This is a genomic window from Mycobacterium sp. DL592 (assembly GCF_011694515.1).
Lineage (GTDB): Bacteria > Actinomycetota > Actinomycetes > Mycobacteriales > Mycobacteriaceae > Mycobacterium.
The window spans coordinates 3,673,384-3,698,733 of record NZ_CP050192.1 but is presented as its reverse complement, the minus strand read 5'-3'; the positions used below and the strand labels follow the sequence as shown (position 1 = coordinate 3,698,733).

At 67.6% G+C, this 25,350-nt stretch carries 23 protein-coding genes; 13 read left to right on the top strand and 10 right to left on the bottom strand.

Translation table 11 applies throughout. From position 1 onward, the window contains the following. Nucleotides 1–3 precede the first annotated feature (3 nt). On the top strand, nucleotides 4–474 hold the full coding sequence (locus HBE64_RS17770; protein WP_167104978.1) for an LppA family lipoprotein: 471 nt from the start codon (nucleotides 4–6) through the stop codon (nucleotides 472–474). Nucleotides 475–535: 61 nt separating this feature from the next. Here HBE64_RS17770 and HBE64_RS24785 read toward each other — a convergent pair whose 3' ends face one another. The 6 genes from HBE64_RS24785 to HBE64_RS17745 all read right to left on the bottom strand — a co-directional run bounded on the left by HBE64_RS24785 (nucleotide 536) and on the right by HBE64_RS17745 (nucleotide 7,321). Further along, nucleotides 536–943: a hypothetical protein gene (locus HBE64_RS24785; RefSeq protein WP_243841369.1), complete on the bottom strand. Its 408-nt coding sequence runs from the start codon at nucleotides 941–943 to the stop codon at nucleotides 536–538. After that, the gene (locus HBE64_RS24780; protein ID WP_243841368.1) at nucleotides 940–1,560 is read right to left on the bottom strand and encodes a hypothetical protein; all 621 of its coding nucleotides are present in this window, start codon (nucleotides 1,558–1,560) and stop codon (nucleotides 940–942) included. Before HBE64_RS24780 ends, HBE64_RS24785 begins: the two co-directional genes overlap by 4 nt. A 1,158-nt stretch (nucleotides 1,561–2,718) precedes the next feature. Then, on the bottom strand, nucleotides 2,719–3,006 hold the full coding sequence (locus HBE64_RS17760; protein ID WP_167104975.1) for a hypothetical protein: 288 nt from the start codon (nucleotides 3,004–3,006) through the stop codon (nucleotides 2,719–2,721). 273 nt (nucleotides 3,007–3,279) lie between these two features. After that, complete coding sequence (locus HBE64_RS17755; protein WP_167104971.1) at nucleotides 3,280–5,148, bottom strand: hypothetical protein; 1,869 nt, start codon at nucleotides 5,146–5,148, stop codon at nucleotides 3,280–3,282. A 41-nt stretch (nucleotides 5,149–5,189) separates the two neighbouring features. After that, nucleotides 5,190–5,969 (bottom strand): ethanolamine ammonia-lyase subunit EutC, encoded by a 780-nt coding sequence (gene eutC, locus HBE64_RS17750; RefSeq protein ID WP_167104966.1) that lies wholly within the window; start codon nucleotides 5,967–5,969, stop codon nucleotides 5,190–5,192. Then, entirely contained in the window at nucleotides 5,966–7,321 is a 1,356-nt protein-coding gene (locus HBE64_RS17745) for an ethanolamine ammonia-lyase subunit EutB (protein WP_243841367.1), read from the bottom strand. Before HBE64_RS17745 ends, eutC begins: the two co-directional genes overlap by 4 nt. Nucleotides 7,322–7,649: 328 nt before the next feature. Here HBE64_RS17745 and HBE64_RS17740 point away from each other — a divergent pair, with 328 nt between their 5' ends. Genes HBE64_RS17740 through HBE64_RS17705 form a run of 8 tightly spaced genes read left to right on the top strand, consistent with a single transcriptional unit; the run spans nucleotide 7,650 to nucleotide 17,487 of the window. Then, nucleotides 7,650–9,311, top strand: coding sequence for a thiamine pyrophosphate-binding protein (locus tag HBE64_RS17740; RefSeq protein WP_167109371.1), 1,662 nt, complete (start codon nucleotides 7,650–7,652; stop codon nucleotides 9,309–9,311). Beyond that, nucleotides 9,308–9,961: an SRPBCC family protein gene (locus tag HBE64_RS17735; protein ID WP_167104963.1), complete on the top strand. Its 654-nt coding sequence runs from the start codon at nucleotides 9,308–9,310 to the stop codon at nucleotides 9,959–9,961. Before HBE64_RS17740 ends, HBE64_RS17735 begins: the two co-directional genes overlap by 4 nt. Further along, nucleotides 9,958–10,971, top strand: a complete 1,014-nt coding sequence (locus HBE64_RS17730) for a 3-oxoacyl-ACP synthase III family protein (RefSeq protein ID WP_167104960.1) — start codon at nucleotides 9,958–9,960, stop codon at nucleotides 10,969–10,971. The genes HBE64_RS17735 and HBE64_RS17730 overlap by 4 nt, the downstream gene beginning before the upstream one ends. Continuing rightward, nucleotides 10,968–11,234, top strand: a complete 267-nt coding sequence (locus tag HBE64_RS17725; protein ID WP_167104957.1) for a phosphopantetheine-binding protein — start codon at nucleotides 10,968–10,970, stop codon at nucleotides 11,232–11,234. Before HBE64_RS17730 ends, HBE64_RS17725 begins: the two co-directional genes overlap by 4 nt. After that, the gene (locus tag HBE64_RS17720; protein ID WP_167104954.1) at nucleotides 11,231–12,871 is read left to right on the top strand and encodes an AMP-binding protein; all 1,641 of its coding nucleotides are present in this window, start codon (nucleotides 11,231–11,233) and stop codon (nucleotides 12,869–12,871) included. The genes HBE64_RS17725 and HBE64_RS17720 overlap by 4 nt, the downstream gene beginning before the upstream one ends. Then, entirely contained in the window at nucleotides 12,865–15,087 is a 2,223-nt protein-coding gene (locus HBE64_RS17715) for an MMPL family transporter (protein WP_371744199.1), read from the top strand. Before HBE64_RS17720 ends, HBE64_RS17715 begins: the two co-directional genes overlap by 7 nt. Beyond that, nucleotides 15,080–16,180, top strand: coding sequence for a methyltransferase (locus HBE64_RS17710; protein ID WP_167104948.1), 1,101 nt, complete (start codon nucleotides 15,080–15,082; stop codon nucleotides 16,178–16,180). The genes HBE64_RS17715 and HBE64_RS17710 overlap by 8 nt, the downstream gene beginning before the upstream one ends. After that, a complete protein-coding gene (locus HBE64_RS17705) occupies nucleotides 16,180–17,487 on the top strand; it encodes a cytochrome P450 (RefSeq protein ID WP_167104945.1) in 1,308 nt (435 codons plus the stop codon). The genes HBE64_RS17710 and HBE64_RS17705 overlap by 1 nt, the downstream gene beginning before the upstream one ends. Here the strand turns inward: HBE64_RS17705 and HBE64_RS17700 are convergent. Next, a complete protein-coding gene (locus HBE64_RS17700; RefSeq protein ID WP_167104942.1) occupies nucleotides 17,481–18,692 on the bottom strand; it encodes a pyridoxal phosphate-dependent aminotransferase in 1,212 nt (403 codons plus the stop codon). The genes HBE64_RS17705 and HBE64_RS17700 overlap by 7 nt on opposite strands. 168 nt (nucleotides 18,693–18,860) lie before the next feature. Here HBE64_RS17700 and HBE64_RS17695 point away from each other — a divergent pair, with 168 nt between their 5' ends. The 3 genes from HBE64_RS17695 (at nucleotide 18,861) to cax (ending at nucleotide 21,305) form a co-directional block, all read left to right on the top strand. Beyond that, a complete protein-coding gene (locus HBE64_RS17695) occupies nucleotides 18,861–19,709 on the top strand; it encodes a nitroreductase family protein (RefSeq protein ID WP_167104939.1) in 849 nt (282 codons plus the stop codon). A gap of 74 nt (nucleotides 19,710–19,783) precedes the next feature. Continuing rightward, nucleotides 19,784–20,107: a hypothetical protein gene (locus HBE64_RS17690; protein WP_243841366.1), complete on the top strand. Its 324-nt coding sequence runs from the start codon at nucleotides 19,784–19,786 to the stop codon at nucleotides 20,105–20,107. A gap of 70 nt (nucleotides 20,108–20,177) precedes the next feature. Beyond that, nucleotides 20,178–21,305, top strand: coding sequence for a calcium/proton exchanger (gene cax, locus HBE64_RS17685; protein WP_167104933.1), 1,128 nt, complete (start codon nucleotides 20,178–20,180; stop codon nucleotides 21,303–21,305). Between the two features lie 194 nt (nucleotides 21,306–21,499). On the opposite strand, the gene HBE64_RS24865 is transcribed toward cax, so the two are convergent. Continuing rightward, nucleotides 21,500–21,631: a hypothetical protein gene (locus tag HBE64_RS24865; RefSeq protein ID WP_256367276.1), complete on the bottom strand. Its 132-nt coding sequence runs from the start codon at nucleotides 21,629–21,631 to the stop codon at nucleotides 21,500–21,502. 433 nt (nucleotides 21,632–22,064) lie between these two features. Between HBE64_RS24865 and HBE64_RS17680 the strand changes: the two genes are divergently transcribed. Further along, nucleotides 22,065–22,751 (top strand): CdaR family transcriptional regulator, encoded by a 687-nt coding sequence (locus HBE64_RS17680; RefSeq protein WP_243841365.1) that lies wholly within the window; start codon nucleotides 22,065–22,067, stop codon nucleotides 22,749–22,751. Here the strand turns inward: HBE64_RS17680 and HBE64_RS17675 are convergent. Then, entirely contained in the window at nucleotides 22,744–23,547 is an 804-nt protein-coding gene (locus tag HBE64_RS17675) for a transglutaminase family protein (RefSeq protein WP_167109367.1), read from the bottom strand. The genes HBE64_RS17680 and HBE64_RS17675 overlap by 8 nt on opposite strands. Before the next feature lie 153 nt (nucleotides 23,548–23,700). Then, a complete protein-coding gene (locus tag HBE64_RS17670; protein WP_167104930.1) occupies nucleotides 23,701–25,347 on the bottom strand; it encodes a peptide chain release factor 3 in 1,647 nt (548 codons plus the stop codon). Nucleotides 25,348–25,350 lie beyond the last annotated feature (3 nt).

Genomic DNA, 25,350 nt, shown 5'->3' with positions numbered 1-25,350 from the left:
CACGTGAGCAATCCCTATAAGCCGACCGATCCCACGCAGGCCAGCCAGGCGGCGGCGTCCCTGACGTCCTTGCCGACCCTGGAAGACACGAAGGCCCAGCTCACTTCGGCGATTGAGCATGTCGGACAAAAAATCTCGGCCCTGGCCCCCGCCGTGACGTTCGCCTGGCGGCGCGAGGAGAGCCGCGTTGGCTGCCGTCCACCCTACGAGCAATCCGAGGGACAGGTGATCATGCTGCCCAGCTATGTCTCGGATGTGCCTGTGCCGGAACAGGACTGGAAGCAGGCCTACGACATCGCCGCGCAGGCCGCGCGGAGCCTGGGTGCCGACAGTGTCACCGTGTTCAAGGACGCGCCCGACGATCACGACGTGCAGTTCTCCAGCGACACCGGCACCATCGTGCGACTGGCCTCGCAGAAGGCTGCGGTGGTGTCGGGGCACACCGGGTGCCGGCTCCCGGCCGATAAGCACTGACATCTGGGCGGGGTGGACACTGGTGAAAACGGGTCCCAGATCCTTCTCCGGGGCGGGTTCGCTAGAGCGCTTGCTTTGGCGACACCCATGGATAGACGATGTCGGTGTACTCGTCCCGTGAAATGACGAGAGTGTCCGCCGGACTTGTGATATCGACGTACAAGTGTCCGGCTGTCTTGCCGCTGTTGCGCGGGTTGCTCAGCACGGCCAGATCATCGGCGATCTCTGCAGCCTTGGCCTCGTCCAGTCGCCAGATAATGTGTCCGGGGCTGAGCTCGATGCTCGCCGCGTCGTGCTCGATATAGAACTCCTGCTCGTTCCCGTCGTGCCGAAGCTGCGATGAGCGGTTAATGATAGCTTGGTTCAGAGCCGCTCCGAACGCCTCAAGCCCGTCACCGTCCACGGTCAAGAGCACGGCATCGTCGCCGAAGTGAAACTCGGGAAGGAAGTTGACTCGGACGATGCTCATGACTCTCCCAGGCTCGGATCACTCGTTCGTATCTCAGCTCGTGCAGGGGATAGGTGCGTTCGATCGATGCTGGCTAGTAGAGCACGCTGCAACCCGGTGCTCAGGGCGGCCAACTCGTCTTTGAGTACTGAAAGAGACCCGCCCACAACAAGAATTATCTGCTCGATGAGTGCGCTGCCTGCCGCGGTGTTCACGGCATAGTCGGTGTACTGGCTATGCAGAATATCGTCTCCAAGTGAAAGTAAGCCGGTCGCCTGGGCGGCGATGACGTTGTACTGCAGCGGAATATCGACGGGTTGGCTCCGTATTGCGTGAGCTCCGCTGTCGCGCAAGGAGCGAGCGACTTGTTCATGCACGAGTGAATCGGGAATCGCTCCGGCTACTCGATAGATATTGATAACTTCGCATGCGTCCCAGCGCGCTTCGTCGCGAATCCGGCGTCGCAGCATTCGCGTGACAACTCCGTCGGGACTGGTCTCTTTCCAGCGATCGGGCATGCGTAGCTCGGGCAGCCATAAGGACAAGTGTGCCGCTGGTACGAGATGGACTTCGCCGACATGTTCGGCCAGCATCTCGGCGAGAGAGGACACGGTGTCGGCATCAAAGGACAGGTTCATCGTGGTTGACTACTCATGACAGTGCCAGCGCTCCGAGTATCAGCAGTAGCAAGCCCCCGCCACCAACTACAGCCGTTTCGCCGCCGGCGGTCTGGAGGTCGCCTGCATTAGGCGCGGGGATGTGAAAATCTGGCAGAAGAGCCGGTCTTGGCGCGGGGGCAGGTGCCGGTGCAGTTTGAGGCATGGTCGCTCCAGGGAACGGTGCGAATAGTGGGTTTTGCGGGGGTCCTGCTACACCCGGCGTCGCAGGACTCAATAACCACGGTGGCAGACCCGAAATGATCGGCGGCGCTTCACCTATGCGGGGTGGGAGGCCATTGATCGGGATATTGTCCCACGGGGACTTTGGGTTGCCGTGTCCGTTGTAGTCCCAGTGGGGGTTGTGCCATTTGTCCCCGGGAAAATAGCGCCACTCACCCCCGTCTTTGTCCCATAGACTTTGACCACCCTTTCCAGCTTCGCTGGGGCGGCTGGCGGGTCCTGGTGTGAGCGGTCCTTCAACTGGCGGACGTACGCCCTCTGGGGGTAACCCTCGTGCCGGTGGCTGAGGCGATGGCTCGCCGCTTCGGTGGTCGTCGACCATTTGGATTGTGGGTTTCTTTTTGCCCGGTGTCGCGTCGCGATCATCGGAGAAGCCTGCACCACCCAGTCCGTCGGCTGCTGCCAGGATTCTGCCCGCAGCTTGTTGGTCAGCGGCAATGAGCTTGGCGACCGAGGTGCGGATGTCGGCTGCGAATACCTGTGCTTGCGCTTGCCGTGCAGCCAACATTGCAGGGCTGCCTGCGTTGCTGCTGCCGACTGAAAAGCCCTCCCCAACAGTGAAACCCGCTTGTTCAGCGCGGCGAACGGCGCCAAGTACTTCCTGTTGGGCCCAGCGGATCTTCTCAGCTCCTGACCGTGCGGCTGCCGAGGCGCAGTGCAGTTGGTCGGCTGCCCGGATGACTGTGAGTCGGTCGGTGTACGCGCGCTGATGCGCGGCGTCGGCCGCTTCTCCGAGCCATGGCGAACCACCGGGTTTGCCGATCGATTGCGAGAGCTGCGTGAACGTGTCTTCCCACGTCGTGGCGGTGTTTGTCCAGTGGACTGCGGCTTGGGTGAGGTGAGTGGTATCCCATCCGCTCACCGCTGAGAGAGTGGGGATAACACCGCTGTTAGGCCTCACAGGTTCACGGTGAGATTGCTCAGGCGAGACGAGGACGTGTCCTCGTTTGCGGAAAATGTGTCACTGCTGTCGACCAGCACGGTGGCCGTCGACTCCATGCGCGCAGAGAATGTCGCCGATGCCAACCCAAGATCGGCATGTACGGACGCGACTGCCGCGGCGGTTGCCTGGGATGGCGTTGCTAGCGTCCCCGGGTTGGAGGTTGCTGCCAGCTCAGCTGACCAGCTCTGGCACATCGTTGCCAGTGCGTGGAGTGCGATCGGGTCGACGTTCATTTCGCCCACGCTGGCAGTATAGAGCTGATATGACGGGGCTGGTATTCACGTCGAGAGGGCGAGGATCTTTGCGTTCATGTTCCATCAATCGGAGTTAGCCGGTAGGAGTTGTTTGTCGGCGCGCACCGTTCGCCGGCGTACTTCTCTTGAGGAAGTTGGCGATCGGCGACAACCGTAGATGGCTTCGAACGGCAACAGCCGTACGCCAGTGAATGCCCAGACGATGAGCGACGGGGCTCGCGCAACCCCGCGGCGATGACATTGGACGGCCTCGGAAGGTGATCAGGCGAAGCCGCCGTTAGCCATCCAGCTGCGATGTCTTATCGCTGCCTTACGGGCATGCTTGGCCAGTGTCCGGTCTGGCAGATGGCTGCCGAGAATGTCAAGCAGGCTAGCCACTTCGGGCGCTGGGTGGCGCCAGAAGAACTCCAGCATGTGTTCGGGATCGCCACTGCGAAGAAACTGTTCGCACAAGACGTCCGGTTGGTCGACCAGCTGGGCGAGGATATCGACCAGGATGGCGGGCGTGATGAAGCTGCCGACGGTGTCGCCGTCAGCCAGGCCGTGTTCAAGCAACCAGATGGCAGCATGCCCGGCTGCGTCGGTGTCAAGCAGCTGCCGCATGTACGGTTCGGCCACTTCGGTGTCGAACATCCCGAGCAGGCGTAACCCGACCAGCCGCTCGCGGCCGGTGTCGGCCTCAGCGATGAAGGCGGATATCAGGCCTGCGCGCTCGGCCACCGACAGTGCGGGCTTCCAGGAGGCCAGCGTCGTCGAGTGTTGTTCCTGCGGTTGAACATCCATCACATCGATCAGATCGGTGAGGTCTGCCTCGGACAGGTCGGGTGCGGTGCGCAGGACCATGCCGGCCGCGGGCAGATAGTCCGGTACGACGTAGCGGCCGAATGCGGTCATGGCGACCGTCCCGCCCCGCCACATTTCCCGGTTCCACTGGTTGAACGACGATTCGCGATCGGACCATTCGATGGCGCCCGTCATCGCCAGGACCTTCAGGATTCGGCTGACGTCATCCGCGAGCATCTCGCCTGACAGGTAGATATTGAGCAATTCGTCGTCGGCAGTTCCGAACTCCTCGAGGACTACGTGTCGGTTCAGGTCGACGATGTCGTCGAAGGGTGCCCTCGCCGTCGGTGCGATGAGGCCCGCCAGCCAGTGCACTACCCCGTCATCCAGCAACCCATGGACCGCGCCGAAGAACGAGCCTTGCACCCCCATCATCGACAGCGCTCCGTACTCGAGAACCGTGCGGAAAAGCATGGTGGCCTTCGTAATTGGAGTCTGTCGTGCCCACGCCTTCACCGGAACAAGCCGATTATTGTGGAAGCGGACTGCGCCCGACTCTTTCGCCACGGCGATCAGATACATCAATTGGCGCAGCGATGCCGTGGACTGCGTTCGGAATACCTTGTCACCGTAGGCGGGATCCACTTCGTCGCCGGTAGCCAGGAGATCGACCAATGCTCGGCCGTCAGCCAGCTTCAGGTTGCCCTTCGCCGTGAGGGATATGCCCTCCTGGCCGAGATAATCGCGGAGCGCCTCCACCTTCGCGTGCAGCTCCGCTTCGGCAGCCGTCGCCGCCACGTCGGATTCAGACGGCGGGACGTGAATGAATGGGAGCTCTAACAACTGGGGCGGGGAGTCGAAGAAGCGATCGGTTGCGGCCCTGCGCTCATCCAGGGGAAGAGCGTTGTGTTCGTCGACGCGGCGCTGCACGGCGGCGAGAAGTTCCTGCTCGGTCATCGACTCCGCGCCCTCGATACTGGCGAACAGGGACTTCGACATCCCGAAGTTATCCGGGTCGGCCATCTTTGCGGACATGGTGTCGGCGAGGCCCACCGCCATCCTCGCCAGTTTGCGGGCATTACGGGTCCCGCCGCGCAGACGTCCAGTCCAGCCCAGGAATAAGACGAAATCGGCCACTGACTCGCACATCTCCCACGACCGCTCCGCGGGCATATTCAGATGCCGCGGGCACCAGTCGAGCAGAAAAGCCCGGATGACCTCGTCTTGGATGCTCTCCACTGGCGCACCCGCCAGGAAAGTCAAGAACGTCTCCACCTGACCAACGTCGCCGCCAGCCCCTGACTCGGCGAGCCAGTCGGTGAATTCCTCCATCAACTCGGTCGTCACACCATCAGTGTGGCGCGCGGATCTGACAAGGGGCCCGGGACCTATCGAATCTCCGGCACCCGGTCATCCCCCGCCTCGATCTCGACGCCCCGGGAGGTGTCCTTGAGGTCGACACCGGAACGGCCGAGCTGACGGGCCCCGGCGACCAGGTTCGCCGCAATGCGGGCGGCGTCGCGGTACCCCAGACCGTCGGGTGGGTGAATGTTGGAGATGCAATTGCGTTCGGCGTCATTGCATCCCGGCCGCGGCCGGTGAGTGAGATAGATACCCAGACTGTCGGCGACGCTGAGGCCGGGCCGCTCGCCGATGATCACCAGCAGCGTCGTGTACCGACCCTGGGCGGCAATGTGGTCGCCGAGCGCGACCCGCGCCTGGGTCGCAATCACTGGCGCAGCAAGGCTGTACCGATCACCCAACTCGGTGACCAGCTCACGCAACAGCGCAGCCGCGTGATGCATCAGCGCCGTCGGCGACAACCCGTCGGCGAGCACGAAACCGATGTCGGCCGGAGCATCAGGAACCGACGACAGATCAGCGGGCAGCCGGCCGAGGTCGGGCCTGCGCAGGTACTCGCCGCGCGAGCGGGCCCGGCTGGTGACGATCGCCGGTGCCCCGATGCCGATGTCGGCGATCGAGGCGGCCAACCGGTCGGTGTCCAGCGGGATGTGCACCGCGTCGCGGGCCGCGGCGTGGGCGGCGGACAGCTCCAGGACATTGCGCGTCGGCAGCGCATTTCCGGCCCGCCCCAAGCCGATTCGCGCCTGCGTGCTTTGACGCAGGGTGTCCCAGAATTGCTGGTGTGCGATGTCGTCGGTGGTCATCGGGTCTCCGCTGAGGTCAGTTCCCGCAGGGGCGAGCTCGTCACGTCGAAGGGGGTGAGCCTGCCGCCGTCGTCGATCATGCCGATGGTGCGCAGCCACGTCTCGAACTCCGGAGCCGGCCGCAGACCCATGGTCTGGCGCGTCAGCAGCACGTCGTGGAACGACAGGCTCTGGTAGCCGAGCATGACGTCGTCGGCACCGGGAACGGTGATGACGAAGGCGACCCCGGCGGCCGCCAACAACGTCAGCAGGTTGTCCATGTCGTTCTGGTCGGCTTCGGCGTGGTTGGTGTAGCAGACGTCGACGCCCATCGGCAGGCCCAGCAGCTTGCCGCAGAAGTGGTCTTCGAGGCCGGCCCGGATGATCTGCCGCCCGTCGTAGAGGTACTCCGGGCCGATGAACCCGACGACGGTGTTCACCAGCAGCGGCTGCAGGTCGCGGGCGACCGCGTACGCACGCACCTCCAACGTCTGCTGGTCGACCGGTTTGCCGCCGGTGCCCAGATGGGCACCCGAACTCAGCGCGGATCCCTGCCCGGTTTCCAGGTACATCACGTTGTCGCCGACGGTGCCGCGGTTCAGTGACCGCGCGGCCGCGTTGCCCTCCCGCAGCAGGTCGATGCTCACCCCGAAGGCGGAGTTCGCGCCCTGCGTGCCCGCGATGGACTGGAACACCAAGTCGACGGGGGCGCCCTCCTCGATCAGTCCGATGGTCGTGGTGATGTGCGACAACACGCAGGACTGGGTGGGGATGTCGAACCGATCCCGGATCGAGTCGAGCAGATACAGCAGGTCGGCGGTGGCGTGCGGCGAGTCGGTCGCCGGGTTGATCCCGATGACGGCGTCGCCGCATCCCAGCAGCAACCCGTCGAGCACGGCGGCGGCCACCCCGCGGGGGTCGTCGGTCGGGTGATTCGGCTGCAGGCGGGTCGCCAGCGTGCCCCGCCCGCCGACGGTCGTGCGGAACGCGGTGCTGACCTCCATCGCTGCGGCCACCGCGATGAGGTCCTGGTTGCGCATGATCTTGCTGACCGCGGCGGCCATCTCCGGGGTGATACCGGCGCTGACGGCGGCGATGCGGGACGTGCCGTCGGCGTGAGAGGCGTTGTCCAGCAGCCAGTCCCGGAAGCCGCCGACGGTCAGGTGCGAGATCGGGGAGAAGGCCTGCCGGTCGTGGCTGTCGATGATCAGCCGGGTGACCTCGTCGGTCTCGTAGGGCACGACGGCTTCGTTGAGGAAGATGTCCAAGGGTAGGTCGGCCAGCACCCAGGCGGCGGCGGCCCGCTCGGCATCGGACTCGGCCGCGCACCCGGCCAACTCGTCACCCGAGCGCAGCGGTGTTGCCTTCGCCATGACATCGACCAGGCCGTCGAACGTGTACGTGACGCCGGAAAGCTGCTGGTGGTAGATGGTGGACTCCTCGTTCTGCGGGGGTGAGAGCCACCATGGATCTCTTTAAAGGTCGGTTCGCCAACCTTTAAAGTGTCGCCGATGTCGCCGATCTTGTCCACCGGAAGCGTGGACCATCCACTTGGGCACCCAGTGTCCTGTGAGATCCCCAAAGCCCCCCGCAAACTAAGCACCCTGAACTAGCCTTCGTCGGAGTCCAGTGGAGTAGTCAGGCGGGGCATGGCAGGCGTTGGTTGTAGGTATGACTCGGGGGCGTCTGCGCTCGAACACCATGCCGGTCAGCGCTGACCCCGGCGCGGGGACCGGACGCCTGCGGGTCGTCGACTACATCGCCGCGCACCTCGCCCACCGCGGTATCCAGCAACTCTTCGGCGTCGACGGCGCCAACATCGAGGACCTCTACGACGCCGTCCACGCCCACCCGCAGATGACCGCCGTCGTCGCCAAGCACGAGTTCTCCGCCGCGGCGATGGCCGACGCCTACAGCCGCACCGCGCCCACCCTCGGCGTCGTCATCGCCACCTCCGGCGGCGGCGCCCTGAACACCGTCGCCGGACTGGGGGAGTCACTGGCCAGTCGGGTCCCCGTGCTCGCGCTCATCGGCCAGTCCGCCACCGCCGACGACGGGCGCGGCCCGTTCCAGGACACCAGCGGCGTCAACGGCACCCTCGACGCCGCGGCCCTGTTCGCCGCGGTGTCGGTGTTCTGCCGGCGGGTCACCACCCCAGCCGACATCACCACCGCGCTGCCCGCGGCGCTGCACGCCGCCACCCGGCACCACGGACCAGCAGCCCTATTGCTGCCCAAGAACATTCAGCAATCCCTCATCGACGCGCCCGCTGACGACGACATCCCCGACGCGCCGCAGGAGCCCGCGGATCTGCGCCCGCTCATCGAGATGCTGGCCGCCACCGCAGGCCCGGTCACGATCGTCGCCGGTGACCAGGTAGGTCGCGACGACGCCCGCGCCGAACTGGCACAGCTGCAGAAGACCCTCGACGCCGCCGTCGCCACCGAGCCCGACGCCAAGGACGCCGCCCCCGCAGCACTTGGTGTGGCCGGCGTGATGGGCCATCCCGCGGTCCGCACCGCGATCGCTGGCAGCGCCGCCTGCCTGCTGGTCGGTAGCCGCATGCCCGGGGTGGCACGTAACGGCCTGGACGACGCGCTGGCCGCCATCCCGATCGGCTCCCTCGGCTCAGCCCCGCCGCACCTACCCGGCACCCACGTCCACACCGACGACCTCAAGTCGACCCTGGCCCAACTGGCCGCCGCGCTGCGCACCCGGCCGAGCACCCCACACCACACCGCACCCACCGAACTCACCCCGCCCGAACACACCGGACCCGGCGTGGCCTACCGCGACGCCATGGTCGAACTCGACGCCGCAATGCGCGACGACACCGACATCGCGGTCGACGCCGGCAATATCGGCGCCTCCGCCATCCACTGGCTGCCCGCGCGCCGAGGCGGGCGCTTTCTGGTGGCCCTGGGCATGGGCGGCATGGGCTACAGCTTCGGCGCGGGCATCGGCATGGCCTTCGCGCACCGGCGTCGCACCGTCGTGATCGCCGGCGACGGATCGTTCTACATGCACGGCATGGAGATTCACACCGCCATCCAGCATCAGCTGCCCGTGACGTTCGTCCTGTTCGACAACCAGGCGCACGCGATGTGCGTCACGCGCGAGCAACTGTTCTACGGCGGGCGATACAGCTACAACCGGTTCGGCCCCAGCCGCCTGGGCGCCGGGCTGGCCGCGATGTTCCCCGGCCTGCCCTGCACCGACGTCGCCGACGTCGCGGAGCTCGCGACGGCCCTCAAGGCCGCGCTGGCGGCCGATGGCCCATCGGTGGTGGCCGTCGAATGCTCCGCTGACGAAATACCGCCCTTCACAGCATTTTTGGCATCAACCGCGAAGGACAACCGATGACATTGCCCGCACTCGAAGACATCACCGAGCCGCTGCCCGGCCTGATGCGGATCGAGACCTCACCGCGGGAGAAGGCCACCCCGGTGCTCATGGAGATGATCCACGCGGTCTACCCCCACGACGAGGTATTCGGGGAGTACTGCACCGTCAACGATTACGTCGACTGCCCACCCGACGAACTGTTCGACTACCTCTCCGACACCCGCTCCCTGGAGGAGTGGACCTACAGCCTGCGCGGCTTCACCGAAACCGACGAGCCCGGGCTCTGGGTGGCCTACGACCGGCTGGGCAACGAGACCGAGATCTACACCCGCACCGCGGCCAACCGCGACGCCCGCACGGTCGACTACCACTGCGCGTGGGATCAGGGCAAGCACCTCTGGATGATCTATCTGATGCGAGTTGTCGACGCGCAGTTGGTGTTTGACAAGCCCGGCTCGGTGGTGCTGTGGACCAACTGCCACCATCCGTTCTACGACAAGAACCCCTACCCGGACACCGCGCCCCCGCAGCGGCCGGTGTGGGTCGGCGACTTCTGGGAGATGTTCGGCCCCGGTCACCTGCTGGAACTCAAAAACCTCAAGGCCATCGCCGAGTACCGCCATCACCACGGGCTGCCCGTCACCCCGGACTGGATGCGCACCCGATGACCGTCAGCCTCGTCGACATCGCCACCTATCTACCCGAAAAGCGGCTTCCCGCAGAATGGTTCACCCAGTTCAGCGGTGACGACGACCTGCGCGACAACCCGATGTTCCGCCCGCCCGACTTCCGCCATCACGCCGCCGGCGGCGAATCCAACGTCGACATGATCGAGCAGGCGGTCAAGACCCTCGTCGAACGGCACGGACCCCGGGTCCTCGACGAGGTCGACGTGCTGCTCACCCATTCCCAGCTGCCCGACCTGCCCATCCTGGGCGCCGGCGGCGAGCTGGCCCACCGGCTGGGCATCAACCCGGAGTGGATCATCGACGTCCACAACGGCGGCTGCGCGGCATTTGTGTTGATGCTCAAGCTCGCTCGCCAACTGCTCACTAGCGGCGCGGGGCGCACCGCGCTGATCGCCGTCGCCCAGAACGCCGGTGGCACGATCTTCGAGCAGGAGCAGGTCCGCAAGAAGGCGCAGGCGTCGGTGCCCGGTGACGGGGCCGCCGTCGGGCTGGTCACCCTCTCGGACACCTCGCCCGTGCTCGACATCGAATGCCGCTACTACGGCGAGAACGCCACCGACATGACGCTGGCCACCGACCCGCCGCGGCGGTGGTGGGAGGCGGGACCGGGGGAGGGCTTCGTCGGGTTCAACGAGGGCAAGATCATCAAGGTGCTGTCCCGCGGCAACCGGCAGGTGCCCCAGGTGGTCCGCGCAGTCTGCGACCGCATCGGGGTGACAACCGGCGACCTGGACATGCTCGTCACCAACCAGCCCAACCGGCTGCTGCTGCGCAACTGGAACGAGGCGCTGGGCATCGACCCCGAACACCACCGCGACACCTTCCACGAGTGCGGCAACCTGTTCGCCGTCGGCATCCCGGTCAACTTCGACGCCGCCATACGCGACGGGCAGGTGAAACCGGGCGACATCGTGATGATGGCCGGCTTCGCCCACGCGGGGGACTTCGCGGCGGCAGCCGCCGTGCGGTGGGGCGGACGGCCGACATGACGTTGCCCAACGGGCAGCCGGCGACCCTGGCTGCGGTCACCGACGACATCATCGGCCTGATCCACGCCGAGGTCGGCCCCGTCGACCTGACGGCGGACTCCGCGCTGCGCGACGCCGGCCTGGACTCCGCGCACCTGCTGTCCCTGGTGTTCCGGATCGAAGCCCGCTACGACATCGACCTCGACGCCGAGGACGGCGACGACCTGGACACCCTCGGCGACCTGGCCGCACTGGTGCTACGCCGCATCCAGGAGCGGCCATGATCGGCGCCCCTGCCGTCGAACCGAAGTTCACCACCCTCGACGCGATGCTTGACGCCGCCGCCCGCGGCGGTCAGTCGCTGACCTTCGTCGGCCGCGACGAGACCGACCACCCCGTCACGATGGCCGAGATCCGGCACCGCGCCCGAGCCGTCGCGGCGGGCCTGCGCAATCGTGGTGTAGCGCCCGGTGATCGGGTGGCCGTGGTGCTACCCACCGGCCCCGATTTCGTGACCTGCTTCTTCGGTGTGCTGCTGGCCGGCGCCATCGCGGTGCCGCTGTATCCGCCGGTGCGGCTGGGCAAGCTCGCCGAATACCACCAGCGCACCGCCGCGATGCTGCAGGCTGTACAGGCCGCGCTGGTGATCACCGACGACCGCATCAGCCCGGCGTTGCAGGAGCCGCTCACCCACGCCGCACCCCGGCTCGGATGCATCACCGCCGCCGAGCTCGACGGCGACAATCCACCTGAGGTCACCGCGCGCCCCGACGATATCGCGTTGATCCAATTCTCCTCGGGCACAACACATGACCCCAAACCGGTCGCACTGACCCACGCGAACCTGCTCTACAACCTGGCTGCCATCGCCGACTACTTCTCCCGCGCCGGGATGACCGACATCGTCGGGGTCACCTGGCTGCCGCTCTACCACGACATGGGGTTGATCGGAAACCTGTTGTCAGCGTTCTACCTTCCGTGCCCACTCGTGCTGCTGGCGCCCGATCTGTTCCTCGCGATCCCCTCGGCATGGCTGCGGGCCATCTCCAGGCACCGCGGAACCGTCACCGCCGCACCGAACTTCGCCTTCGGCCTGTGCCTGAAACGGATCCGCGACGACGAGCTCGACGGCGTCGACCTGAGTTCCTGGACGCTGTGTCTCAACGGCGCCGAGATGGTCAGCGCCGAGGTGGCCCGCCAGTTCGGTGAACGCTTCGGGGGCTGGGGATTTCACGACTCGGCCATGACGCCGGTCTACGGACTGGCTGAGGCCGCGCTGGCCGTTACCTTCAAACCGGCCGGCACCGAGCTGCGAACACTCGACGGCAGGGTGAGTGTCGGCCGCCCGCTGGCCGGTGTCGACGTCGAGATCCGCGACGCCGACTCGCGCCCCGTCCCACCCAGTGAGGCGGGACGCATCCTGGTGCGAGCGCCCAGCGTGATGGCCGGCTACTTCGGCCGACCCGACCTCACCGATGCCGCGCTGCACGATGGCTGGCTGGATTGCGGTGACCTCGGATTCATCGACGGCGGTGAGCTTTTCGTCACCGGCCGCAGCAAGGACACCATCATCATCCGCGGCGCCAACCACGCACCGCAGGACTTCGAAGCCGCCATCGACGGACTGGCCGGAGTGCGCACCGGATGCGCTGTCGCCGTCGGCTACGTGCCCGCTGGCTCCGGCGACGAAGCCCTGGCGCTGCTCGTCGAGACCACCCCGGCGGCAACCCCCGACCTCGCCCACGACATCGCCGCACACGTGCTGCAGCGCACCGGCATCGCCGTCAGCCACGTCGAACTCGTCGAGCCGGGAGCCCTGCCCCGGACGTCCAGCGGCAAACTGCGCAGACTCGACGCCCGCGACCACTGGCTGGCAGGCACCCTCCCGGCGGCCCCGGTATCCGGGAGGACACTCTGTTAGCCGCGATCACCCGGCTGGCCATCGACGCCCCGCGGCGCATGATCGTGGCGGCGATCCTCATCATGGTCGGCACCGCAGTCTTCGGAATCCCCGTCGCCGGAAGGCTGTCCGCGGGCGGGCTCACCGACCCCGGCGCGCAGTCCTCCCAGGCGACCAGAGTTCTCGCTGACACGTTCGGCCAGGGTGACATGCCGCTGCTGATCACGGTCAGTTCCGCCAACGGGATCACCGGAGGTGCCGCCCGAGAGGTGGGAACCCAGATCGTGCAGACGCTCTCGCGTTCACCCGTCGTGGCGACGGTGACCTCGCCGTGGACCGCGCCACCCCCGGCGGCGGCACCGCTGATCAGTAAGGACGGCACCATCGGCGTGATCGTCGCCGGCATCACCGGCGGTGAGAACGGCGCACCGAAGAACGCCGACGCCCTGATGAAACAGGTCGTCCACGACCGCGACGGGGTGAGGGTGCGGGCCGGCGGCGAGTCGGTACTCAAACTGCAGATCACCCAGCAGAGCGAACAAGACCTGAAAATCATGGAAGGCATTGCGATTCCGCTGAGCTTCCTGATTCTGGTGTGGGTGTTCGGCGGTCTGGTGGCCGCCGCACTGCCGGTTGCCGTCGGCGGCATCGCGATCCTCGGGGCGATGGCCGTGCTGCGGGTGATCAGCTTCGCCACCGACGTCTCGATCTTCTCGCTCAACCTGGCGGTGGCGATGGGGCTGGCGCTGGCCATCGACTACACGCTGCTGCTGCTGAGCCGCTACCGCGACGAGCGTGCCGCCGGCACCGACCGGGACGCCGCCCTGCACCGCACGATGACCGCGGCGGGGCGCACCGTGTTGTTCTCGGCGTTGACCGTCGCGCTGTCGATGGCGGCGATGGTGTTGTTCCCGATCTACGCGCTGAAGTCCTTCGCCTACGCCGGTGTCGCCGTGGTGGCGTTCGCCTCGATCGCCGCGGTGGTGGTGACCCCGGCCGCCATCGTGCTGCTCGGTGACCGCCTCGACGCGTTGTCGCTGCGGCGCCGGGTCCGGCAGGCAACCCCGGTGCAGGACAGCCGCTGGTATCGGGTGGCGATGTTCGCGATGCGCGCCGCGATACCGGTGGGGCTCGCGGTCGTCGTGCTGCTGGTCGCGCTCGGCACCCCGTTCACCGGGGTCAAATGGGGTGTTCCCGACGACCGGGTGCTGCCCACCACCAGTTCAGCGCATGTGGTCGGCGACCAGTTGCGCACCCGGTTCGCCGCCGACCTCGCCACGAACCTGACGGTGGTGGTCCCCGACGCCCGCGGCGTCACCCCGGCTCAGCTCGACCACTACGCCGCCGAGCTGTCGACAGTGCCGGAGGTGACGTCGGTGTCCGCCATCGGAGGCACTTTCGCGGCGGGAGCGCCGGCAGGTCCGCCGTCGACACCGACCGCCGTCGCAGGGGGCAAGGCGTTCCTGACCGTCACCAGCGCCGCCCCGCTGTACTCGCAGGCCTCCGCCACCCAACTCGACCGGCTGCAGGCGGTTCCCGGCCCCGACGGCCGGGCAGTGTTGTTCGGCGGCACCGCACAGGTCAACCGGGACACCGCCGCGGCCATCGCCTCCCGGCTGGGACTGGTGCTGGCCATCATCGCCGGCATCACCTTCGTCCTGCTGTTCCTGATGACCGGCAGTGTCGTGGTGCCGCTGAAAGCGTTGCTGCTCAACGTGTTGTCATTGACCGCCGCGTTCGGGGCGCTGGTGTGGATCTTCCAGGACGGCAACCTCGGCGCGCTGGGCACCACTGCCACCGGCACGTTGGCCATCAGCATCCCGGTGCTGTTGTTCTGCATCGCCTTCGGGCTGTCGATGGACTACGAGGTGTTCCTGGTCTCCCGTATCCGCGAGTACTGGTTGGCCAGCGCGAAGACCCCGGCCGACAACGACACCAGCGTGGCGCTGGGCTTGGCCCGCACCGCACGGGTGATCACCGCCGCCGCACTCATCATGGCGATCACCTTTGCGGCCCTGGCCGGGGCGCAGGTGTCGTTCCTGCGGATGCTCGGCGTCGGCCTGACGATCGCGATCCTCGCCGACGCCACCCTGGTGCGCACGCTGCTGGTTCCGGCGTTCATGCATCTGATGGGAAGGACGAACTGGTGGGCACCCAAACCCCTTGTCCGCCTTCATCAACGGGTCGGCATCCGCGAGACGGTGCCCAGTGGATCGAGCGGGGTCTTTGATGCGTAAACCTGTCCCACCCGCGGGGTTGGCCCGGGCCGTCGAGTGGACCCGCCACCATCTGCTGCGTGCGCATCAACGGCTGGTCCCGGCGCCGATGTCGATGATGGAACTCATCGTCTCCGGCTGGCCGGCGCAGGCGATCACCGCCGCCGCCGAACTCGGGATCGCCGACGCACTCGCCGACGGGCCGCTGCCGCTCGACGACCTCGCCGCGCGGCTCGGGGTGGACGCCGACGCACTGGGCCGGTTGCTGCGGGCGCTGATCGGCAGGGGCATCTTCCGGCGCCGCCGCGACGGCCGCTACGCGCTCAATGCGCTTGCCGCCACGCTGCGTTCGGACGCACCGATCTCGCTGCGCGGGGCGGCTCTGTTCCAGGGCTCCCAGGAGCAGCGGGAACGCTGGACACTGCTGGCCGAGTCGGTGCGCACCGGAGAGTCGATCGTCCCGGCGTTGCGCGGCAAGGACGGCTTCGACTACCTCGACGACATTCCCGAGCATGCCGAACTCTTCAATCAGACGATGACGGCCCTGGCGCAGATGACCCACGCGGTGGTGGTGGGCAGCTACAACTTCAGCGCCTACCGCACCATCGTGGACGTCGGTGGCGGCCAGGGTGCTCTGCTGGCCGCGGCTCTTGCCTCGGCGCCGGAGTCGCAGGGCATTCTCTTCGATCTCCCCCAGGTGGTGGCTGATGCCCCGAAGATCCTGCACGACAGCGGCATTGCGCAACGCGTACAGATCGTGGGCGGCTCATTCTTCGACAGCGTCCCCACCGGCGGCGATGCCTACCTGCTCAAGAACATCATCCACGACTGGCCCGACGACAAGGCGCTGCAGATCCTGCGCAACGTCCGCGCGGCCGCCGGGCCGGCCGCCACGGTGCTGCTGGTCGAGATGGTGCTCAGCGACGACGGCCGCGACGGCCCGCAGAACTGGGTGGATCTGGAGATGCTGATCAACCTCGGCTCTCGCGAACGCACCGAGGGCGAGTACCGGGAACTGCTGCGCAAGGCCGGATTCCGGATGACGCGCGTGGTGCCGACCGCCTCACCGCTGCACGTGGTGGAGGCCGTGGTCGACGGGGTGGCGCAGCCCTGATGGGTGTCGCCTCGGCGATCGGCCGTGCGATCTGGGCCGGGGTCGACCCCGACGGGATGTTCCGGCGCCATGCCGGCGACACCGAGCCGTTCGTGGTGCGATTCCCCGGTCTGGGCACGGTGCAGTTCTTCGCCACCGAGGACGCCGCCCGCGACATCCTCACCGCCCCGTCGGCGTCGTGCCGGGCCCCCCTGCCCAACCCGATCGAACCCGTCGTCGGCGAGAACTCACTGATCCTGCTGTCCGGTGAGCCCCATCGTCAGGCCCGCAGCGTGCTGACGCCGCCGTTTCGCGGCGAGGTCATGCGCGGCTACGCCGACCTGATCGCCGACGCCACCAGCCACGCGATCGCCGATGCACACCCCGGCGACGAGTTGCCTGTCGGCCAGTTGGCGCAAGCCATCACCATCGACGTCGTGATCCGGGTGGTGTTCGGCGTGACCGATCCCACCCGACGCGCCGAATACGCCGCCGTGACAACCGAACTGCTGCAGTCGGGCAGTGCACCGCTAATGCTGGTGCCGTGGCTGCGTCGCGAGATCGCCGGGCGCGGGCCATGGGCCCGGCTGGTGAACGCGCGCCGCCGACTCGACCGGCTGCTGACCGAGGAGATCAGCGAACGGCAGCGCGGCGACGAACACCGCGGCGACGTCATGGACCTGATCCTGCACGCCACCGACGACAACGGTCACGCCCTTCGCGACAATGCGCTGCACGACCAGTTGCGCACGATGCTCGCCGCCGGGCACGAGACCACGTCGACGTCCCTGGCGTGGGCGCTGTTTCACATCCACCGCGACGGGCAGGTGCACACGCGGGTCAACGAGGAACTGGCCACCGCGGCGACACCGGGACAGATCGCCGCGCTGCCATACCTTGGAGCGGTGATCGCAGAAACCCTGCGTATGCACCCTGCCGTGCCGATCGTCCTGCGCCGGCTCACCGGGCCACTCACGGTCGCCGGCGCCGACTGCTCTGTCGGCGAGATCGTCGGAATCGCCCTGCCCGCATTGCATTTCAATCCGAGTATCTGGGAACGGCCGGACGAGTTCGACCCCACCCGATTCCTCGACGGCAAGCCCTCACCGTTCCAGTACGCGCCGTTCGGCGGCGGCTTCCGCCGCTGCATCGGTGCGGCATTCGCCCAGACCGAGTTGGCCGTGGCGATCGGCACCCTGCTGAGGACCCTGGAGTTGCGTCAACCGGACCGGGAGCGCCGTCGCCGAGCCCCGCGCTCGGTGCCCCGCGGCATCGCCACCACCCCGAGCCGGGAGATCGTGTTGGAGGTGACCGCCCGCCGTCAGTGACGGTAGGTCGTCAGGAACTCACCGAACCGCACGATCGCGTCGTCGAGTTCGTCGGCGTGCGGCAGCATCGCGATCCGCACATGGTCGGGTGCGGGCCAGTTCAGCCCCGTGCCGGGAACCATGTGAATCTTCTCCTGCAGCAACAGATCCAGGACGAACTGTTCGTCGTCGCGGATCGGATACCTATCGAGGTCGATCTTCGGGAACGCATACAGCGCGCCCCTGGGCTTCACGCAGGAGACACCGGGAATCGCGTTGAGCGCCGCCCAGGCCCGATCGCGCTGCTCCCGAAGCCGGCCGCCGGGCAGGGTGAGATCGCCCAGCGGCTGCTTGCTGTCCAGTGCCAGCCGAATGGCATGCTGGGCAGGAACGTTGGCGCAGCGGCGTAATCCGGCGAGTACGGTCAGGCCCTCCAGGTAGCTTGCGGCGTGGTCGGTCGGTCCGGTGATCGCCACCCATCCCGCGCGGAACCCAGCGCACCGGTAGGACTTCGACAGACCGTTGAACGTCAGGCACAGCAGGTCCGGCGCCAGCGAGGCCGTCGTCGTATGGGTGGCCCCGTCATAGAGGATGCGGTCATACATCTCGTCGGAGAACACCACAAGATTGTGTTCCCGGGCGATGTCGAGAATGCCGGTCAGTACCTCTGGCGGGTACACCGCGCCGGTGGGGTTGTTCGGATTGATCAGCACGATCGCGCGGGTGCGGGAGGTCACCTTGGCCGCGATGTCGGCGATGTCGGGATACCAGTCCGAGGACTCGTCGCAGCGGTAGTACACGGCACGCCCACCGTTGAGTCGCACCGCCGCCGTCCACACCGGGAAGTCCGGCGCCGGGATGAGGACCTCGTCGCGGTACTCCAGCAGCGCGGTCATCGCCATCACGATCAATTCGGAGGCCCCGTTGCCTAGATACACGTGGTCGGCGTCGGCGCCGGGGACGTTGCGCGCCCGGTAGTACTCGGCCACGGCGGACCGCGCGGTCGGCAGCCCCTTGGGTGCGACGTAGCCCGCGGACGCGGCCAGGTTGTCGGCGATCTCGCGAACCAGCTCGGCGGGCGCCTCAAAGCCGAACGGGTGGGGGTCGCCGGTATCGAGTCGCACGACGGGGTGGCCCGCCGCTTCCAGCCGCGCCGCGTGCTCGGCGATCGGCCCCGCCATGTCGTAAGACAGGTTCGACAACCTGCTCGACTGTGCGAACTTCATCCGGATCCTCTCGCCCGCAAAAGTGTGGCAGAAAGCCCCGCCGGCGATGACGCGTATGACCGTCTCGGTAGCCGGTTCACAGGCGCGGGTGTCCGACGGGCTGTTCCCCGCCGGACCGGGGTGCGAAGATGTCCGCGCCGGTGATCGCGACGGGAGGTGAGACGACGGGTGACAGCTCTGCCGGATCGCGCCACGCTGGAAACCGCACTTGACGTCGCCGCCCGCGCCCCGTCGCTGCGCAACCTGCAGCCCTGGCGGTGGGAGGTCGACGGCCCGGCGGTGCACCTGTTCGCCGACTGGAGTCGCCGGGCCGGTGACTCCTCCTTCGATCGGCGCGACGTCCTGCTGGGCTGCGGCGCGGTGCTCGATCACTGCGTGGTGGCACTGTCGGCGGCGGGGTGGCAGCCGCGCGTGCACCGATTCCCCGACCGTGGCGACGACGACCACCTGGCGATCCTGGAGGTCGTCGAGCAGCCGCCGAGCGGTGGCCACCTGGAACTGGCGGCCGCCATCTCGCGGCGCCGCACCGACCGCAGGCCCTACCTTGAGGAGCATCTGGTGGCCGGCACCGTGGAGATGCTCTATATCCGCGCCGCCCGCCTCGGGGTTGAACTGGGTGTGGTCCCGAGATCGCGCTGGAGCCTGCTCGCCGACGGCGCCGTCGCGCTGCGATACCCACCGAACACCGCGGGCGAGCCCGCCGACGGTGCGGTGCTGCTGGTCGTCGGCACCCGCGACGACGACGATGCCATGCGGCTGCGCGCAGGCGAGGCGCTCAGCCACCTGACGCTGACCGCCACCGCGGCGGGCCTGGCGACCTGCCCGCTGACCGAGCCGCTCAACGACGTCCGAAGCTGCTTGGCACTGGCCTGCGAGGTGTTCGACGGGAATGCGCATCCGCAGGCCCTGATCCGGGTGGGGATCCCCGCACCGGACACCGACCCGCCACCGGCCACCGAGCGCCGGTCGGTGAATGAGATCACCACGTGGACAGGCACTTCGGCAGGCGAGTCCTAGCGCGTCAATTCGTTGGTTGAAACCGATGCCGATCGGGGTACGTGCACTACATGGCTATCAAGAAGATGTCTTTGATGTCCCTGTTCCTCGCCGGCGCCGCCGCCGCGGCGATCGCAGCGGCACCCGTGGCCGCCGCCGAGCCCGCCTGCGTCAACCCCGACGGCACCGCCTGCCCGACCGCGACGGCCGGTCCTGGCGGTGCCTCGGGCGCGATCCCGGGTGGTCCTGCCGGTGCGGCCGGTCCCGGCGGTGCCTCCGGCGTGGTCCCCGGCGGTCCCGGCGGCGCAGCCGGCCCGGGTGGGGCCAGCGGTTCGATACCCGGTGGACCTGCCGGCGTGGCCGGTCCTGGCGGCGCGAGCGGCTGTATTCCGTACGTGGGCTGCGCCTCGGTCGGTTAACGCCGGGCGGTTCCCCGCCACGGCCCGCTGTGGGTCTGGCACACTCGGCGCGACCGAATAGGGAGGCGCCGTGACCAACAGCGACATCAAAGCAGTGCCGTTGTTGTCAGGGCGTGACCGCATCATGCTCGCGGTCACCGCCGTCGCGGCCGGTGCCGCCGGGGCGCTGCACTTCGCCCACGGCAACGCGGTGGTCACCTTCATCGCCGCCGCGGTCGCGCTCGCGGCGCTGGCATCACTGGTCGGCCGGTCGGTGGAGGCGCTGGGAGACCGGCTGGGCCCCAAGGCAACCGGCCTTCTGCAGACTGCGCTGGGCAACCTGCCCGAGCTGTTCGTAATCCTGTTCGCCCTCAAGGCCGGGCTCTTCGACGTGGTGAAGGCCACCCTGGTCGGGTCGATCCTGGCCAACGTCCTACTGGTGCTGGGGGCGGCCTTCGTCGTCGGCGGGCTCAAGCACGGCAGTCAGCGTTTCGCCGCCGACGACTCACGCACCCTCGGGCTGATGTTCACCCTTGCGGTGTTCATCCTGGCGGTGCCCTCGCTGACCGCCGCGCTGCACACCCCCGCGGCCACCCACGAACGCACGGTGTCGGTGGTGGTGTCGGTGATCATGCTGGCGCTGTTCGCGCTGTCGCTGCCGGCCGCGCTGTCGCGCTCGTCCAAACAGAACCACGGTTCGCCCATCGCGGCCAACCCGGATTCCGCGGCGGCGGCGAGCAAGGCGGCCAAGCACGGCGAGTGGCCGCTTCTGATGGCGATCGGCATGCTCGCCGCCACCGGGATCGGCGCCGCGTTCGTCTCGGAGTGGTTCGTCGGAGCGCTTCAGCCCGCGATGGACGCCGCCGGGATCAACGAGGTGTTCGCCGGCCTGGTGATCGTGGCCATCGCGGGCAACGCCGTCGAAAACGTGGTCGGCATCCAGCTGGCGGCCAAGAACCAGATGGACTTCGCGGTCCAGGTGATCCTGCAGTCGCCGGTCCAGATCGCGCTCACCATCGCCCCGATCGTCGTGCTGGCCGCGGGTCTGCTCGGGCAGCCGGAGTTCAACCTGGTGCTCTCGCCACTGCTGCTGGCGTCCATGGTGATGTCGGCCCTCGTCGCGGTTTTGGTGACCTTCGACGGTGAGTCCAACTGGTTCGAGGGCGCCGCGCTGATCGCCCTGTACGGGGCCATCGCCACGTCGTTCTGGTGGGGTTAGGCGTTCGCTATTTTCGCGGTTGCGGCTGACTCGCCAGGGCTAAACTTCTGTCGAACGTGCTGCGTGGGGGGTGTCATGAATCGATCGTCAAACCCGGGTGCTGTCGTCATGGGGTGCGCTACGACATGTATCGCTGCGCTGACGTTGAGTCTCGTGGCGGCCCCGCCGAGTCACGCCGGCGCAACTGTTCGTACTCAACTCCACACGACGGTGCTTCTCGAATCCGTCGTCACCGACTTGCGCAACGGGGTCACGGTGCCGGCACCGGCACCGGCCTCGGCGCCACGGTCGGCACCCGCCGCAGCCAGGTCAGCGTCGGCCAGCACGACGGACGTTCTGTGCGGATGGGTTGGCGGTCTCGTTGCGTGCGTGGCGCTCTTTCCGCTCTTTCTGCTGGTGGTCGTTTCCCAGATGGTTCAGAGCTTCATTCAGTCTGTGCAGGCGTTTCTCGCCAAGCTCTTCCCGAGCGCCACCCCGACACCGGTCGCTGCCGTGCGGGCTTCGGTGGCTGACCACACGGCGCCAATCACGCAGGCCCCCAAGGCTTCCGTGGCCCCGGCCCGTCCGGCAGCGCACCGCTCCCCGCGTATCCGTCCGGCGGCCGGTCAGCCACTCGTATTGCCCGAGAGGGTTATTCGCGTGGTCACGCCGACCGCAAGGGCGAAAGCCGCGGCAAGTGCGTCCGCGTCGCGATCGGCAGACACCCGCACCGCCGGGGCAACAGGACGCTCAGCCCGAACCGCAACCAATTGATGCAGGTTGGGAGCGCCGACCGAGACTCTGCTGGCGAGCGCGGACCTGGTCGGGTGGGTCCCGCCGGAGACCCTGACTGCCGTGCTGGTGCCGGCAGCTCAGATGCGTGGCATCGTCTCCCGTTTCGGGCAGTCCACCCTGGGACTCGGCGAAGACCTGCCCGGCATCGACGCCGCCGAATCCGTTGTGCTGCTGATGGTTCCAGACGTGCACGGAAGTGGCCGGCCCCGGTTGTTGAGGGAACTGCGGGGGCGACGGGCGGTGGTCGGGCCGGCCCGCCCGTGGATGCACGTGCACGACTCGTATCGGCGAGTTCTGCAAGCCCGCGATGTCTTGGCGACCCCCGATGGCGACGACGTCGTCGACACCGAAGCACACCTCGTGGAGCTGGTGCTCGGTGCCGATCGCGAAGCCGCCGCGGACTTGCGGCGCACCGTGCTGGCCCCGTTGGCGCAATTGCGGCCCAACTCCGCCGAGCGCCTGGCCGAGACGTTGCGGTCGTGGCTGCTGCACCAGGGCCAGCGCGATGCCGTCGCGGCCGAACTCTTCGTGCACGCCCAGACCGTGCGCTACCGCATGACTCAACTCCGCGAGCTCTTCGGTGATCGTCTCAACGACCCTAGGTCCGTCTTGGAACTCATTGTGGCGCTCTCGATTCCACGCGAGGCGGAGCAGGCGGTAGCGCCTACCTGATCGAGACCAATTGGTCGGTGGAGTCCTTCGGCAGATCGCCGTCCGAGGTCGCGGTGATCGTCATATCGGCCAGGTTGATCGCACCCTTGTGGTTGTCGAGGAAGGCGGTGTCGGCGGCGTCACGTCCGGTGGCGATCCGTACCAATGTCTGCCGCGGCGCGAGGCAGGTCGCATCGACGACCCGCCACTGACCGTCGACGAACCCCTCGGCAACGGCGTGAAAGTCCATCGGGGACAGGCCCGGTGCGTAGACCGACACCAGCCGGGCCGGCACGTTGACCGCGCGCAGCAGTGCGACGACCAGGTGGGCATAGTCGCGGCACACGCCGTTGCCCGCCAACAGGGTGTCGGTGGCTCCGTCGATCGGGTCGCTGGAACCAGGCACATAATTCAGCCGGGTGCCCACCCACGACGACACCTTCTCCAACAGGGTTGTCGAGTCGGCTAAAGCACCGAATTCTGTTGCGGCGAAACCGTAGAACTTGTCGGCTTCGGCGTAGCGACTGGGCCGCAGGTACTTCGTCAGGTCATATTCGGAGACGGGCGCGGGATCGGTCTGGCCGACGACGGTCGCGGAGTAGTCGACCCGTAGATGGCCGACCGGGGCGTCGAACTTGTGGACGCGGTTGCCGTGCTCGCCGCTGATCTCCGATGCGGTGATCGCGGTGCCATCCAGAACGAACGACAGCGACTCGTCGACCTCGGCGCCCGGGTGCGGGGCGACCGCGATCTGAAACACCAGGGTGGTGGGTGCGGTGATGTCGATGTCGAGTTCGGCGCTGACATGGCGGCGCATCGCGGTGTCAGTGGTGGGGCGGGTAGCGCCAGGCGCGAGGACCGCAGTGTTTGTGGGCACGGGAGGCTCCTTCAGGGGTTGACTCGCGGAGTACCCGTTTTCTTGCACACGCAAGCCCCTGAGGCGCCGTTGGAGACTGCCGTCACATCGGCGTCAGTTGTCGCCGGCGGCCACCAGCGAGCGCAGCTTCACGCCCGGGTTGTCCTCGCAGAAGCCCTGCATCCGCCACTTCGTGGTGAACAGCGCCAGCATGACGCCGTCGGTGCGGGTCAGCACTTCCATCGACACCTGCTTCTGGGCGAATTCGGCGTCGTCAGGGTCGATGGCGCGGGCCACCGTGTACGGCAGCGACTCCAGCGAAATCGGTGCATTGAACTCGGTGGCCATCCGGTGGCTGGCCACTTCGAACTGCATGGGGCCGACGGCAGCCAGGACGGGGGCCTGATCGCCACGGCGGTCCGACCGCAGCACCTGGACGACGCCCTCTTGGTCGAGCTGCTCGATGCCCTTGCGGAACTGCTTGTGCTTGCTGGGGTCGGTGCCGCGGGCGACAGCGAAATGCTCGGGGGAGAAGCTCGGGATGGGCGGAAAGTGAACGGGCACATCGCGAAACAGGGTGTCGCCGGGACGTAGTGAGGCCGCGTTGGCCAGACCGATCACATCGCCGGGCCATGCGCTGTCCAGCGTCGAGCGCTGCTGGCCGAACACCGACTGGGCGTACTTGGTGACGAACGGCTTGCCGGAGGCGGCGTGGGTCAGCACGTCGCCGCGTTCGAACGTGCCCGAGCAGACCCGGGCATAGGCGATCCGGTCGCGGTGCGCCGAGTCCATCCCGGCCTGCACCTTGAAGACGAACGCGCTGAACGGCGAATCCACGCTGCGCAGGTTGCCGTCGACGTCGAGTTGCCCGCTGGGCGGGGGAGCCAGCCGCACCAAGGTGTCCAGCAGCTGATTGACCCCGAAGTTCAACGCCGCCGAGGTGAACAGCACCGGGGTTCCCGCGCCGGCGAGGAAGGCCTCCCGGTCGTAGTCACCGCCGTCGGCGCTGAGCAGCTCGCACTCCTCGACCGCGGTGTCCCAGTCGTCGCCCGCGGCGTCGTGGGCACGATCCGGCGGGATGTGCTCCTCGGGGGCGGCGGTGGCGCCGCCCGCGGTGCGGGTGAACCGGATGAAGTTGCCGGTGCGGCGATCCAGGACGCCTTTGAAATCACCGGCGATACCGACCGGCCACGTCAGCGGCATGGGCTTGAGACCGATGCGGTCGGAGATCTCGTCGAGCAGGTCCAGGGCGTACCGGCCCGGGCGGTCCCACTTGTTGATCACGGTGAGGATGGGGATTCCGCGGTGGCGGCAGACCTGAAAAAGCTTGAGCGTCTGCGGTTCCAGGCCCTTGGCCGCGTCGATCAGCATCACGGCGCAGTCGACGGCGGACAGCACCCGGTAGGTATCCTCGGAGAAGTCGGCGTGGCCGGGGGTGTCGAGCAGGTTGATGACGCAGTCCTGCCCGTCAGGGGAGGTGTAGGGGAACTGCAGCGCCGTCGAGGTGATGGAGATACCCCTGGCCTTCTCCATCTCCATCCAGTCCGACACGGTGGAGCGCCGTCCCGCCTTGCCGTGGATCGCGCCCGCCTCGGTGATCACCTTGGCGTGCAGCACGAGGGCTTCGGTCAGGGTCGATTTTCCGGCGTCCGGGTGGCTGATCACCGCGAAGGTTCGGCGTCGGCCGGCTTCGGCCGCCAGCCGGTTCGCCGCTGCCGTGCCCTTCGGGGACGTCCGTACTTCAAGGTCGTGATCACTCATTAC

Excerpts from the sequence above, each read along its gene's own strand:
- HBE64_RS24785 (WP_243841369.1), bottom strand. The coding sequence starts at position 943 with ATGAGCATCGTCCGAGTCAACTTCCTTCCCGAGTTTCACTTCGGCGAC.
- HBE64_RS24780 (WP_243841368.1), bottom strand. The coding sequence starts at position 1,560 with ATGAACCTGTCCTTTGATGCCGACACCGTGTCCTCTCTCGCCGAGATG.
- eutC (WP_167104966.1), bottom strand. The coding sequence starts at position 5,969 with ATGACCACCGACGACATCGCACACCAGCAATTCTGGGACACCCTGCGT.
- HBE64_RS17745 (WP_243841367.1), bottom strand. The coding sequence starts at position 7,321 with ATGGCGAAGGCAACACCGCTGCGCTCGGGTGACGAGTTGGCCGGGTGC.
- HBE64_RS17740 (WP_167109371.1), top strand. The coding sequence starts at position 7,650 with ATGCCGGTCAGCGCTGACCCCGGCGCGGGGACCGGACGCCTGCGGGTC.
- HBE64_RS17735 (WP_167104963.1), top strand. The coding sequence starts at position 9,308 with ATGACATTGCCCGCACTCGAAGACATCACCGAGCCGCTGCCCGGCCTG.
- HBE64_RS17730 (WP_167104960.1), top strand. The coding sequence starts at position 9,958 with ATGACCGTCAGCCTCGTCGACATCGCCACCTATCTACCCGAAAAGCGG.
- HBE64_RS17725 (WP_167104957.1), top strand. The coding sequence starts at position 10,968 with ATGACGTTGCCCAACGGGCAGCCGGCGACCCTGGCTGCGGTCACCGAC.
- HBE64_RS17720 (WP_167104954.1), top strand. The coding sequence starts at position 11,231 with ATGATCGGCGCCCCTGCCGTCGAACCGAAGTTCACCACCCTCGACGCG.
- HBE64_RS17710 (WP_167104948.1), top strand. The coding sequence starts at position 15,080 with ATGCGTAAACCTGTCCCACCCGCGGGGTTGGCCCGGGCCGTCGAGTGG.
- HBE64_RS17705 (WP_167104945.1), top strand. The coding sequence starts at position 16,180 with ATGGGTGTCGCCTCGGCGATCGGCCGTGCGATCTGGGCCGGGGTCGAC.
- HBE64_RS17700 (WP_167104942.1), bottom strand. The coding sequence starts at position 18,692 with ATGAAGTTCGCACAGTCGAGCAGGTTGTCGAACCTGTCTTACGACATG.
- HBE64_RS17690 (WP_243841366.1), top strand. The coding sequence starts at position 19,784 with ATGTCCCTGTTCCTCGCCGGCGCCGCCGCCGCGGCGATCGCAGCGGCA.
- HBE64_RS17675 (WP_167109367.1), bottom strand. The coding sequence starts at position 23,547 with ATGCGCCGCCATGTCAGCGCCGAACTCGACATCGACATCACCGCACCC.
- HBE64_RS17670 (WP_167104930.1), bottom strand. The coding sequence starts at position 25,347 with ATGAGTGATCACGACCTTGAAGTACGGACGTCCCCGAAGGGCACGGCA.